Genomic DNA, 12,875 nt, shown 5'->3' with positions numbered 1-12,875 from the left:
TTTCATGGGCGGGGAGAGATCAGCGGATGTCTGCGCCGACCCACTTCATGGCGATGGCCTCGTAGGTGCCGTCGGCCATCATGTCGTCGAGCGCCTTCTGCATGGCGGCCTTCAGCTCCGGATTGCCCTTGCGGATGGCGATGCCGATCTTGTCCTCGGTCCCGGCGAATTCCGGCACGTCGAGCTTGGCGACCTTCTCGCCCGTCTCCTTGACGGCGATCGACACCGGCACGGCATCGACGATCATCGCCTGGATACGGCCGGCCTTCAATTCGAGGAAGAGTTCCGGCAGGCCCTTGTAGGTGCGGATTTCCCAGCCGCCGCGCTCGCGCGCCCATTTCTCGTGGGTCTCGCCGAGCGTCACGCCGATGGTCTTGTCCTTCAGGTCGTCGATCGACTTGATCTCGGATCCCTCGGTGACGAAGACGCCGCGGCCCGACTTGTAATAGGGACCGACGAAATCGACGGCCTTTTCGCGCTCCGGGGTGATGGTCATGCTGCCGATGACGGAATCGTACTTGCCGGCAAGCAGGCCGGCGATGATGCCGTCCCAGGCGGTGCTGACGCCGGCGCCCTTCACCCCGAGGCGCTTGGCGATCTCGTTGCCGATATCAACGTCGAAGCCGACCGTCTGGTTGCTGTCGTCGACGAAGCTGAAGGGCGGATAGGCGCCGCTGTTGGCGAACTTGAATTCGCCCGCGGCCTTGATGGTCTCGAGATCGTCGGCGCTCGCGGCAAGCGGCGTCCCGAGAACGGAAAAGGCAAGGCCCGTGGCCACGGCATAGGACAGGATGGTCTTCAACATGATTGTTCCCCTTGTTGGTGCAGGATCACCGCCGGAGCAATGACGCCCTCAAGGGAAAATATGCCGGCAAGCCGATGCATTTCGCAAATAGATATATGAAATGCATTTCATAGAAACGAAGAATGATTCGATCGGCATGCCGGTCGCGATAGCCTTGGCGCGGGCGCGCAGCAGGAACGGCCGCCCGTTCTAAGGCTCAGATGGATATGACGGCCTCGGCGCCGATACCGCGGACAGTGCCGTTCGGCCGCGCCAGGGGGTCGGTGCCGGCGCAAGGCAGAAGACGGACGCTTCTCACGCCGCCCGGCGCCAGATGGAACCAGTTGTCGGCCGGCAGGAAGCCGTCGATCTCGATGGCGACCGACTGGGCGAAGCGGTCGGCCGAGAGGTCGAGCAGCCAGCCTTCCGCATCCTGCCGGAGGACTGCCGTCAGGACGGCGGGAAAGATCGCCGCCGCGCGGCCGCGGGGGAAATGGAAGGCTTCCGCGACGGTGGTCCCGCCCGCATCGACGAGCCGTCCGACCGTCACGTCATGGGACGGCGGGCCGAAGCGGAAGGCGTAGGTCGTGTCGAAGAAGGCGCCGAAGAGCGCGGTTGCCGGCAGCGTCTCGGCGGAATGCGGGGAAAGCGTCATCTCCCTGCGGCCGGAGACGACCGGCTGCCGGCCGTGGCGCAGGCAGGAGAGCTCCAGCACCAGATGCCGTTCGTCCGGCCCGTCGTTCAGCACGTGTATGTCGAGCCCGTTCGTGCCTTCGTCGCTGAGCGTGATCTGCAATGGCCGGAAGGCGCGGCGCAGCGCGTGCCAGGCGGATTTCGGCAAGCCCGTCGCGTCGACGATGCCCCAGCCGGCGCCGGGCAGGAGATCCTGGAAGGTCCATACCAACGCGCCGTTGCATGGGCTTTCCGCGCGGCGCCATTCGGCAAAGGTCGCCTCCATCACCTCGCCGACGACGGCGCGCGAAAGGTCGAGGTAGCGGGCCGGTTCCTCGCGGCGCAGCCGCGCCGGTTCAAGGCCGTAGAGCAGGCCGAGATAGTGATCGCGCACATCCTCGAAATCCCAGGAGGCGCCGCGATCTCTCGGCACACGGGCTTTCCAGCGCGGGTCATGCACGGCGGGCACCGGCAGGTGTGCGTCGAGCGTCGCCTGTTCCGGCACATTGGCGAAGGCGAGGCTTTCGGCGGAAAAACGGACCGCCGCACGGCGCGCGTCCTCCAGAGGCCGGCAATAGGCGCCGACGCCGTAGTAGTGCGTCACGCCGGCATTCGGCGAGAAGGGCATGGCGCCGCCGCCCGGGGAGTTCTCCACATAAGGCACATCGGGCCGACGGGCCGCGGCGACGGAGGGCAGGATCTCCCGGGTCAGCGGCCCGGCCCAGGCCGCTTCCGGCAGGCCGAGCATCGCCGCCTGCTGGTCGATCTCGCTGCCGCCGCACAGAACGGCAAGCGACGGCGAGGCGGCTGTCGCCTCAAGGAACTGGACGGCTTCCTTCCGCACCTTGTCGGCAAAGGCCGGATCGCTCACCGGGTAATCGAAATTGGCGAACTGGAAATCCTGCCAGACCATCAGGCCGAGTTCGTCGCAAAGCGCGAAGAAATCCGGCGTCTCATAGGCCATGGTGCCGCCGATGCGCAGCATGTTCATGCCAGCCTCGGCCGCCAGCCGCAGCAGCGGAGCGTATCGTGTGCGATCGCCCGGCAGGTCGACGATGTCGGCACTGGTCCACACCGCACCGCGGCAGAAGATCTTCACGCCGTTGACGGAGAGCGCGAAATCCCGGCCATCCGCGCCACGATCGATCGCGATGCGGCGGAAGCCGGTGCGGCCGACCGCATGGCGCTGTCCGCCCGCAATCAAGGCCACCTCATGCAGCGCCGGCCGGCCATGGCTGCGCGGCCACCAGGCCTCGACACGGGGAATGGCAAGGCTTGCGCGGAACCGGCCCTCGCCGTCGGGCACGGCCACGGCGGTGACCCCGGCGCATTCGAGGATGGGCGGAGCCGTTCCGTCGAGAGAAAAACGCACATCGAGCCGGCCGGCGCCGTCTTCGTCGAGGCGGGCGGCCAGCTGGACGTCGCACGGCAAGGCCGGCATGGGCCGCGAGAGGCGGACGGGCCGCCAGGGGCCGGCGGCGTGGACTTCGGGGCACCAGCCCGGCATGCGGCCGAGCAGGGTGGTGCGCACGAGGCGCAGCCCCTGCGGCGTGATCATCTGCGGCCGCCAGCGCGCACGCGGGCCGCGTTTCTCCAGATGCGGCTTCAGCGCGCGGAAGCAGAGCGCGAGGCGGTTGTCGCCGGCGAGCATGACAGGAAGGTCGTGGCGCACGAACATGCTGTCGGAGGACAGGACGAGCGCGCCGTTCCACCAGACTTCGGCGATCGTGGCGAGACCGTCGAAATGCAGCACGGCGTCGCCCGGTGCCTCGCCGGCGAGGTCGAGCACGTACCAGGCATCGAGATGGTCGAGCGGGTCGGGCGCCGTGCGGTCGAAGCGGCCGGCGCGCTCCAGCGCCCCGGCGACCGTGCCCGGCACGGGAGCCTCGATGAAACCGGAAAGGCTTTCGAGCGCCGCCGGGTCCGCGGCGGCACCGGCCGGCGTCAGCACCATGCGCCAGCCGCCGGAGAGGGGCCTTCCGATCGCGGGCATCCGGTCCTCCATCAGCCGATGCGGGCGGCGAGCGTTGCCATCAGCCGGTCCCAGGCCTCGACAGCCGGATTAAGCGCGCTCGCCAGCGGATCGAACCTGCGGCGCGTCACGGCGCGGGCGAGCTGGAACTGCACGGACTTCGCCGTCTCGGAGATTTTCCGGGCGGCATCGGCGGCCTCCGCGAGCCTGCCGTCCGGGGCGATCCAGTCGAGATGGGAGCCGGCAAGCTCGAAATTGGCGCCGAGCTGGCGCAGCGTGTTGAAGGCATATTTGTGAAAGAAACCGAAGGGACGATCGGCCACCACTTCCACCTGGCTCGGAAAGAGCGTCGCGAAGGCGGCCACCGGGTTTTCCGCCGGGCGGCGGGCGAAATGCGCGGCAAGCAGACGTTTCGCCTCGCGGCGCAGATGGGTTTCATCCGGCCGCTTTTCCGGGAACTTGGCGAATTCCGTATAGGGCAGGAAAGGCAGGTCGTCGGGGCCGTCATTCAGATGGAACAGGCCGTCGAAATCTTCCCCCTCCAGCCGGAAGAAGCCGGCATTGTGGAAATAATCGAGCCGCTTTCCTTCAGGGTCCAGCCGGTTGATCGCCACCGTCGTCTTGCCATGCTCCTGGCCATAGGCGACGCCGCGGGTGTCCGGCATGTAAAAGCTGTCCATCTCGACGAGGCAGAGGCGGCCGCGCGCGATCTGCGTTGCGACATGGGTCTCAACCCTGTCGAAGATGGCGAGTTCCGTGCAGCGGATGCCGTACAGGCTTTCGAGGTCTTCCAGCGGGACCTTGAAGAAGGTGAACTGGTCGCTCTCGAAATCCTGGGTCAGGGAGAAGCCGAGCATCGCCTCGGGTGCGGCGCCGAAGGCGTTCAGCACCTCGATCCAGAGGTCGACGTAGCAATTCGTCTCCGGCCACATGCGCTCCGCGTCGTGCAGCGCGTGCGGCCGCCAGGTCTCGGGGTCGGCCCCGGGGAAGACGGCGGCCATGCTCAGTCCCGATATCCGAGCGTCTTGCGGACGGCTTCCGGCCAGGCGGCGATGTCGAGGCCGTGGCGGGCGAAGAGGGCGAGCGCGATGCGCTCCAGGCCGAAGCCGACGCAGGCGGTGTGCGCGACGTCGCCGTTCTCGAGATTGAGACCCCATTTCGCGCCGAAGGCGTCCTGATGGTAGTTGAAGCTCATGCAGGCGGTCGGCTTGGCGGCCGAGGTCACCGGAATGAGCAGCTCGAACTTGAGGTTCTGGTCGCGCTGGTTGTTGGCGAGCATGCGGCCGGCGCGGCCGAAGAACGGGTCGTTGGCCACGTCGATCGTGACATCGAGGCCGACCTTTTCCATCATTTCGAGGCCACGGTCCATCCAGGTCTGGCGGAAGGTCGTCACATGTTCCTGCGTGCCCATGCAGACATATTCGCGCATGCGGAAGAGCTGCTGACGGGCCGGGTCGTTCGAGGGCTCATGGCGGAAGCAGTAGGACTGGAGATCGTAGAGCCCGCCCTTGGCCGGCAGGCGGCCGCGCTTGGCGATCGTCGGATAGAGCGGATAGCACGCGGCCGGCGTCAGCACGATGTCGGTCGCCTTCTGGTCCTTCGTCCAGTCGCCGCCGACCTCCATGCATTGCAGGAGGCTCATATGGTCGAGTTCGCCGCCGCAGAAGCTGTGCACGGTGCCGGCGAGCTGCGGAAAGCTCTTCATGTAGCCGGAGGTCTCGAAATGCGCACGGTTCATGCCCGGCGGAAAGCGCATCGCTTCCGCGCCGTCGGCGCCGCCATAGGCGTCGATCAGCCGCTCGAAGCGGGCGATGACGTCCTCGAAGGCCCCGCTGCGGCCATAGAGGCCTTCGACGCCGGTATCGATGAGCAGGCCCGAATCGAAGAGCCGGTCGAGAAGAGAAGTCTGCATATCCATGGTGTCACCCGATCAGGCTGGTGTCCTGCTTGTGCACAAGCAGGAGGTTCGACGTGTTGCCGAGGATGCGGTCGTTGGAGATCATCAGCTGGGCGGAATGCGCGTCGCGCAGGTGCCGGCCGAGGCTGAAGGGCGTGCCGTTCTTGTAGCCCATGATGCCGCAGATCAGCATGGCCTGGTTGATGATCGCGAGGATCGTCTCGGAGGAGGCGATCTTCACATTGTTCATCGCGACGGCGAAGCCCATGGAGGAGAGCCGGTCCGGATCCGCCTTGGCGGCTTCGTATTCCTTGAGGCCGGCGATCGTGTTGGATTTCACGAGCTGGAGAAGGTTGGAGGCCTCCGCAAGACGCAGCGCGCCGGGCGGCGTCACGCCGGGGCTCTTGCGGGCGGCGGCGCGGACGAAGGCCTGCGCGCGGGCGACGGCGTTGACGGCGATGCCGTACCAGACGGCGCTCCAGAGAAGGTGCGAGGTTGCGAGCATCGACTGCGCGGCGATCTCGGCGAACGGCTTGGGCAGGATCTGCGCCTTCGGCGCCTCCCCCTTGAAGAGCCAGCCGTCCGAGCAGGTGCCGCGCATGCCGAGTGTGTCCCATACATGGGTCTGCTCCAGCGTGTACTGGTCCCTGGTGAAGACGGTCATGACCTGGTCGGTCGAGGCGGCGTCCGCATGGGCACGCGAGGTGATGAGGATCGCGTCTGCATGCGCGCCATAGGAGATGACGGTCGCGTCCTTGGTGAGGCGGCAGGTGTCGCCGTCGATCTCGATGGCGCAGATGCTGTTGCGCAGGTTCCCGCCGATGCCGCCCTCGGTCGTCGCGGAGGCAAGGAGAAGCTGCTCGTCGCAAATGCGGCGCATGAAGGCGCTGTGCCAGGCATCGCCGGCGCCGTGCGAGACGAGGCTCGACAGCTTGATGTGGTGCATGGCGAAGACCATGGCGGCGGCCGAGCAGGCCTGGCCGAGCACCGAACAGACCTCGGCGATCTCCGAGATCGAAGCATCCTCGCCGCCGAGCGCGACGGGCACCTGGATGGAGAGCAGCCGTTCGGCGATCATCGCCTCGACGGCCTCCCGCGGGAAGCGGCCCTTGGCGTCCACGTCGTCGGCATGCGCTGCGGCCACGGCGGAGACGCGCTCGGCGCGCTCCGCGAGCCCCTTCCCGACGGTGACGGTCATTCGGCCGCCTCCGCATTGCCGACAAGGCCGGCCACCGCCCGCGTGATCGCGTCGATGCTCTGGAAGGACTTGCGGTTCAGCAGATTGTCGGGGAATTCGACGTCGAAGGCATCCTCGATGCCGAGCATCACCTGCACGGAGGCGAAGGAGGAGAGACCGGCCGCGTAGAGATCGGCATCATCCGCGAGCTGGTCGACCGGCGTCGGCAGGCCGCCGTGTTTCGTCAGGATATCACGAATCTTCTGCTTCATGGTCTTCTCCGTCGTTTTCAATGCCGGCCGGACAGCGGGCTCTTGGCTTATCGTTCCGAAGAGGCATAACCGACGGTTGATAAGATCGACTGAAAGGACATGGATAAGATTTCGTGAAGCCGGCGAGATGCATGGATCGAGACGGGACGTGCCATTGCGGCGCTTCATGAACAAGGCGAGAGTAAGCCCGGTTTCTCAAGGCATTGCGGACAGATCCGGGTGTTTCGAAATGGTGCGTCCGGGCGCCGTAAAAGCTCCGCTAACCATAAACGCAGAACGTGCAGCCAAGAATGCCTAAGGAACCGAAAACATGCCGGAAGCACAGCCCGACGCCGGGCGTTGCCGGCAGGATCGTGCGGATGCGATGATGCCAAACGTCTTCGGCAACGCGTCCTCCGCCCGACATCGCGCAATCACGTTTTGGACCGCCCTATCAAGCACCAAGCACAAGATGCCCCTGCCACCAATCATGCGTTGCAGGCGGGGTGTGATCCCCTCCCCGCACATCGGCAGCGACACCATCAGGTTCGGCCCGCCAAACGACAGGCGCTTTCCGAGGAGGTCGCGGGTGGGCTATACCCGTGTCCAGCATCGTTCAGGAGGAGCCGGATGGCCGTCACCGATTTCGCGACCCGCACCTACGACCACAATTTCCGGCTCGATCCCATCGTGCGCAGCCTGCTCGACACGGATTTCTACAAGCTGCTGATGCTGCAGATGATCCGCCACCTGCATCCGGATGTCGAGGCAACCTTCTCGCTGATCAACCGGACGAAGACCGTGCGACTCGCCGAGATCATCGACGAGGAGGAACTGCGGGCGCAACTCGACCATGCCCGCAGCCTGCGTTTCACCAAGAAGGAACTGATCTGGCTGGCAGGCAACAGTTTTTACGGCAAGGCGCGCATGTTCGGGCCGGATTTCATCGCCTGGCTCGCCGCCTTCCGCCTGCCCGACTACGATCTGCGCAAGGTGGACGGGCAGTATGAGCTGCATTTCGAGGGACCGTGGACGCATACCACCATGTGGGAGATCCCGGCGCTCGTCATCATCAACGAGCTGAAATCGCGCGCGGCAATGCGCGACAAGGGGCTTTTTGCGCTCGACGTGCTCTATGCCCGCGCCAAGGCCCGCCTGTGGGAGAAGGTGGAGCGGCTGCGGCACCTGCCGGATCTCGTCATCTCCGATTTCGGCACACGCCGCCGGCATGGTTTCCTCTGGCAGCGCTGGTGCGTGGAAGCGCTGAAGGAAGGGCTCGGCGAGCGCTTCATCGGCACCTCCAACGTGCTGCTCGCCATGGATGCCGATCTCGAGGCGATCGGCACCAACGCGCACGAGCTGCCGATGGTGGCCGCCGCGCTGGCCGAGGGCGATGCGGCGCTCGCCGCCGCGCCCTACCAGGTGCTGGAGGAATGGCGGCAGCATTATAACGGCAATCTCCTGATCGCCCTGCCCGACGCCTTCGGCACCACCGCCTTCCTCGCCGAGGCGCCGGACTGGGTGGCGGACTGGACCGGTTTCCGCCCGGACAGCGCCCCGCCGATCGCCGGCGGCGAGCAGATCATCCGCTGGTGGCAGGACAAGGGCCGCGATCCGCGGGAAAAGCTGCTGATCTTCTCCGACGGCATGGATGTCGACACGATCGAGGAAACGTACCGGCACTTCCACGGCCGCGTGCGCATGAGCTTCGGCTGGGGTACCAACCTCACCAACGATTTCCGCGGCTGCGATCCGGATGGCGGGACGGGGCTCGACCCGATCTCGCTCGTCTGCAAGGTGACGAGCGCCAATGGCCGGCCGGCGGTCAAGCTTTCGGACAATCCCCTGAAAGCAACCGGCGATCCCGCCGAAATCGAGCGGTATCGCCGGGTTTTCGGTACGAAGGCCGAGCATGCCCGGCCGGTCGAGGTCTAGGGTTCAACGCAATTCCGGACGCAAAACCGCTGTGCAATTTTGCTGGAATGGATTCAGCTTTCCATCGCCTGCGGCGCGTCGCCGGCCTTGCTGATGAGGCCGATGATGCGTTCCACCGCCGAGGGGATCGGCCCGAGCACGGGCTGGTCGAAGCGCGGGCGGAGCTTTTCGGCCGCCTGGCCGAGCGGGCCGCCGCCGATGATGACGGCTTCGGCGCCGTCCTCCTCGATGCATGCCTGTACCGCCCCGGCCAGCGCCTCGCTGAGAAGCGCCGGATCGGCGGCAAGGGCGACGGGGTCGCCCTCGGTGCAGCGGATGCCCCGGTAGAGATGGGCGAGGCCGAGATCGTGCGCCCGCTGGTCGATGGCCTCGACCAGGTCGGGCGTCGAAGTGGCGACGGAAAAGGCGCGGCCGCCCTGCGAGGCCTCGATCATCGAGGCCTCGCAGATGCCGACCACGGGGACGGCGACCTTGCGGCGAAGCTCGGCAAGGCCGGGATCACCGAAGGCGCTGACGATGATCCCCGCGCAATCCCGCCCGTGCGCGGTGCCGAGCTCCACCACTTCGGCGGCGGAGGCGGCCAGTTGCCCGGGAGTGACGATCATGCCCGGGGCGCGGCGCGCGGTGACGGTCTTCACCACCAGCCGCCCCGCCGCGGAGGCCAGCGCGATGGCGTGCATCATCTCGCTTGTGGCCTCGGAGCTGTTGGGATTGATCAACAGGATACGCGGGGTCATGCTCTCTTCAAGCTCCTGCTTTGGCGGGCTCTGCGACGAGGTTGTCGCTTGCCGTGGCGGCGTCCGCCCGCTGCGTGATGTCTTCCATCGACATGCCGTAGGTTTCCGGCCCGAGGCGGATGCAGATGGCGAAGATGGCGTACATGGCCGCGGCAAGGCCGAACACGCCGCCCATGCCGTAGCTGTCGAACAGGGCGCCCGAAATGGTCGGCACGAAGGACCCGGCGGCCGAACCCGTCGCCAGGATGAAGGCGACACCGAAGGCGCGGATGCGGGTCGGGAAGAGTTCCGGCGCATAGATCCAGATCGACGTGTTCAAGAGAAGCACGAAGAACTGGAAGAGCGCGCCGAAGAACAGCACCAGATGGATGGTGGTGCCGAGATGCATGATGGCGAGCGCGGCAAGGCAGGCGCAGATGGCACCGACGGTCAGGACGCGCTTGCGCGGGAAGTAGTAGCCGAACATCGAGGCCGCGATGGCGCCGAGCACGCTGCCGCTCTGGATGATCATGCTGTAGAGCAGGCTGCCCTGCAGCGTGTAGCCCATCGAGACGAAGATGACCGGCATCAGCGTCAGGACGGAAAGTTGCGCGCCGTAGCTCATCAGGATGGCGATGGACACCGGCACGATGCGGCCGAGGAACGGCGCGCGGAACAGCTCTTTCCAGGCGCCCTTGGCGCGGGGCACATCCTGTTCGTTCTCCTTTGAGAGATATTCGCGCACCACGGGGTTCTTCGGCCGGAGCGAGCCGGATTCCAGCACCGAGAGCACCTTGTTCGCCTCGTCGATCCGGCCCTGCGCGGCAAGGAAACGCGGCGTTTCCGGCACGTAGCGACGATAGAAGACGACCAGCAGCGCCGGCAGCGCCAGCGAGGCGAAGAGCCAGCGCCAGCTGTCCTCACCCGGGAAGATGCTGAAGATCATCAGGCCGTAGACGGGGGCAAGGAAGTTGCCGAAACCGCCCGCGCCAACATTGACGAGCCCGGCCGCCGTTCCGCGGAACTTCGGCGAGCAGAATTCCGACAGCATGGTGACGGCGGTGGAAATCTCGCCGCCGACGCCGAAGCCGACAATGGCGCGGGCAATGCACAGGAACATGAAGTCCGGCGCCAGCGCGCAGGCCGCCGAACCCAGCGAGAACAGCAGCAGGTTGACGGTCAGCATGACACGGCGGCCGTAGCGGTCGCCGAGGATGCCCGAAAGCAGCCGGCCGATGGCCGCACTGCCGAACGTGATCGTGTTCAGGAGGCCGATATCCGTACCCGTCAGGCCCCAATGCTCCCTCAGGAGCGGGCCGGACACGCCGATCGTGTTCTGTTCGAAACTGTCGAACAGGCAGCCGATCAGCACCAGCGCGATGATCTGCTTGTGCGCGCGCGTCACCCCGATGCGGGTGAGCGCGCCCTCCAGTTGCCGGATGGCCGGCGATGACGTGCCGGACTGCACCATACCTTCTGCTGCCATAGTCTCCTCCTCTTGGCATCAGCATGAAAATCAATTTTCTTATAATACACAGATGAAATCTGTTTTTCAAGAAACCTCGCTCAGCATCCCGCACGGCATTCTTGCGAAGTCCGGCAAGTGCGTTACAAGCTTGATTTCGAAGTGAAAGGAATGGCTCAGATGGGCTCTACGGATCGTTCGTTCCTGTTTCGCGTGCGTGACGCGCTCGATGGCCTGCACCCGGCCGAACGACGGCTCGGCGAATTCGTCTGCGATTTCCCCGGCGAGCTCGCCAGCTATTCCGCCTCGGAACTGGCCAAGCTCGCGCAGGTCTCCAATGCAACCGTGACGCGTTTCGTCCGCCGCCTCGGCTATGAGAGCTACGAGGAGGCCCGCCGCCATGCGCGCGACGAGCGGGAGACCGGCTCGCGCCTGTTCCTGTCCACCTCCTCGGATGCCGCCGGCGCCCAATCCGTCGGCGCCCATGTCGCGCAGGGCATCGCCAATCTCGAAGGCACGTTTTCCACGATCACCGACGCGCAGGTGGATGCGATCGCCGATGCGATCCTTGGCGCACGCAAGACCTGGGTGCTGGGCTTTCGCAGCAGCCACGCCTTTGCCGAATACCTGCAATGGCAGATGACGCAGGTGGTGGAGAACATCGTCGCCATTCCCGGCGCGGGCCAGACGCTCGGCGAACATCTCGTCAGCGTGACCGACCGGGACGTGGCGATCGTCTTCGGCCTGCGCCGCCGCGTGGCGCAGATGGAGACGATCCTGTCGGCGATCGAGAAGAGCGGCGCGAAGCTGCTCTACCTGACGGACGAAGGCGTCACCCACCGGGCGAGCGCCACCTGGCACTTCCGATGTCAGACGCTGGCGCCCGGGCCGCTGTTCAACCACGTCTCGGTCATGGCGGTCTGCCACCTGATCACGACGCGCGCCATCGAACGCGCCGGCGCTGCCGGCCGCACGCGCCTGCGCGGCATCGAGCGCTTCGGCGATACGCTGGAAGAGCTATAGGCGGCTGGAGCGCGCCGCGCAAAAGTGCAGCGGTTTTGCGATAGCAGCCTGCGAAAAACAAAGAGCCGACGCGCGGGAAGCGAAGCTGGAAGATCGTAACGCGCTTCAGACCTTCAGCAGCACGCGTTCGGAATAGAGCTCGTTGATGACCCGCTCGTCCCATTCGCCCTTGACCTGGTAACACAGGCCACGCTTCCAGACCCAGGCGTGCGGGATGTGCCTGTCCTTTTCCACCTGCAGCGCCAGCAAGGGCACGCCGCGCAGAACCAGCAGGCGCGCAAGCGCGGCCAGGTTGTTGGCGACGAGGTCCATGCTTTCGGCAAAGACGACGCGCGCGAGGGGAACGCGCTTGCGCACGGTCACGTCGAGGACCACCGGATGATAGCGTCCGCCCGCCTCGATCGTCGTCACGATGCAGCCGAGATCGCGGTGCTTGCGCATATCCGGCATCAACGCCTCGGCGATGGCGCCGGGCGGCACCGCCTCGAACGGGACGAGCCTGTCGCGCTTCCGGCCGACGATGGCAGTCCACGGCAGGGCAAGGAGAAGAACCTTGATATCGAACGAGCGAAAGCCGAGGCGAGCGTTGACATCGGCGGCCACGTCGGTCGGCGTCAGGTCCGTATAGATCGCCTGCTTGTCCGCGAGCGCCGCGACGATCAGGCGCACGGCGGACCAGCGGTGACTTTCCTCCACATACCAGCTCGAGAGATTGACGATCCGGCGCCCCGTCAGCGTATCGTGCCGGGGGATGGTCAGCAGAATGCCGACGGGCCTTTCCTCCGCCATCAGGAAGGTGCCGACCGAGGGCTGGCCCATGGTCCTGTTGTGGGCGGCCAGCCTGCGCAGCCCGTGCTGCCAGAAGGCGAGCGAACGGGAAGGAAACCCCTTCACCAGAAGTTTCGCGGCGGCCTCCAGCCGGCCCTCATCTATGGCGCGAAGCTTCAACATGTCCTGTATTGGCAACCGGTTCCATACAAGAC

Annotated in this window: 11 protein-coding genes; 2 read left to right on the top strand and 9 right to left on the bottom strand. The window is 66.0% G+C overall.

The window, feature by feature from the left end; all coding sequences use genetic code 11:
- Positions 1–19: 19 nt before the first annotated feature.
- From WMC41_RS25675 to WMC41_RS25650, 6 genes are all read right to left on the bottom strand, one after another.
- The gene (locus WMC41_RS25675) at positions 20–802 is read right to left on the bottom strand and encodes an ABC transporter substrate-binding protein (RefSeq protein ID WP_432349346.1); all 783 of its coding nucleotides are present in this window, start codon (positions 800–802) and stop codon (positions 20–22) included.
- 199 nt (positions 803–1,001) lie between these two features.
- Entirely contained in the window at positions 1,002–3,461 is a 2,460-nt protein-coding gene (locus WMC41_RS25670; protein WP_432348786.1) for a glycoside hydrolase family 2 protein, read from the bottom strand.
- Positions 3,461–4,429: a DUF1839 family protein gene (locus tag WMC41_RS25665; RefSeq protein WP_432348784.1), complete on the bottom strand. Its 969-nt coding sequence runs from the start codon at positions 4,427–4,429 to the stop codon at positions 3,461–3,463. The genes WMC41_RS25670 and WMC41_RS25665 overlap by 1 nt, the downstream gene beginning before the upstream one ends.
- Before the next feature lie 2 nt (positions 4,430–4,431).
- On the bottom strand, positions 4,432–5,346 hold the full coding sequence (locus WMC41_RS25660) for an amino acid--[acyl-carrier-protein] ligase (RefSeq protein ID WP_244766095.1): 915 nt from the start codon (positions 5,344–5,346) through the stop codon (positions 4,432–4,434).
- Between the two features lie 4 nt (positions 5,347–5,350).
- On the bottom strand, positions 5,351–6,523 hold the full coding sequence (locus WMC41_RS25655; RefSeq protein ID WP_244766094.1) for an acyl-CoA dehydrogenase family protein: 1,173 nt from the start codon (positions 6,521–6,523) through the stop codon (positions 5,351–5,353).
- Complete coding sequence (locus WMC41_RS25650) at positions 6,520–6,774, bottom strand: acyl carrier protein (RefSeq protein WP_244766093.1); 255 nt, start codon at positions 6,772–6,774, stop codon at positions 6,520–6,522. Before WMC41_RS25650 ends, WMC41_RS25655 begins: the two co-directional genes overlap by 4 nt.
- Positions 6,775–7,383: 609 nt before the next feature.
- Between WMC41_RS25650 and pncB the strand changes: the two genes are divergently transcribed.
- The gene (gene pncB, locus WMC41_RS25645; protein ID WP_244766092.1) at positions 7,384–8,688 is read left to right on the top strand and encodes a nicotinate phosphoribosyltransferase; all 1,305 of its coding nucleotides are present in this window, start codon (positions 7,384–7,386) and stop codon (positions 8,686–8,688) included.
- A 53-nt stretch (positions 8,689–8,741) separates the two neighbouring features.
- Here the strand turns inward: pncB and WMC41_RS25640 are convergent, their stop codons facing one another.
- Positions 8,742–9,425 carry an aspartate/glutamate racemase family protein gene (locus tag WMC41_RS25640; RefSeq protein WP_432348781.1) on the bottom strand — a complete coding sequence of 228 codons (684 nt, stop codon included), beginning with the start codon at positions 9,423–9,425 and terminating at the stop codon, positions 8,742–8,744.
- A 7-nt stretch (positions 9,426–9,432) separates the two neighbouring features.
- A complete protein-coding gene (locus WMC41_RS25635; RefSeq protein ID WP_432348779.1) occupies positions 9,433–10,890 on the bottom strand; it encodes an MFS transporter in 1,458 nt (485 codons plus the stop codon).
- Positions 10,891–11,049: 159 nt separating this feature from the next.
- Here WMC41_RS25635 and WMC41_RS25630 point away from each other — a divergent pair, with 159 nt between their 5' ends.
- Positions 11,050–11,892, top strand: a complete 843-nt coding sequence (locus WMC41_RS25630; protein ID WP_244766089.1) for a MurR/RpiR family transcriptional regulator — start codon at positions 11,050–11,052, stop codon at positions 11,890–11,892.
- Positions 11,893–11,997: 105 nt separating this feature from the next.
- Here the strand turns inward: WMC41_RS25630 and WMC41_RS25625 are convergent, their stop codons facing one another.
- The gene (locus WMC41_RS25625) at positions 11,998–12,843 is read right to left on the bottom strand and encodes a hypothetical protein (RefSeq protein ID WP_244766088.1); all 846 of its coding nucleotides are present in this window, start codon (positions 12,841–12,843) and stop codon (positions 11,998–12,000) included.
- Positions 12,844–12,875 lie beyond the last annotated feature (32 nt).

This window comes from Shinella yambaruensis, assembly GCF_050859155.1.
Classification (GTDB): Bacteria; Pseudomonadota; Alphaproteobacteria; order Rhizobiales; family Rhizobiaceae; genus Shinella; species Shinella yambaruensis.
This window is presented reverse-complemented; position numbering and strand designations above follow the sequence as displayed.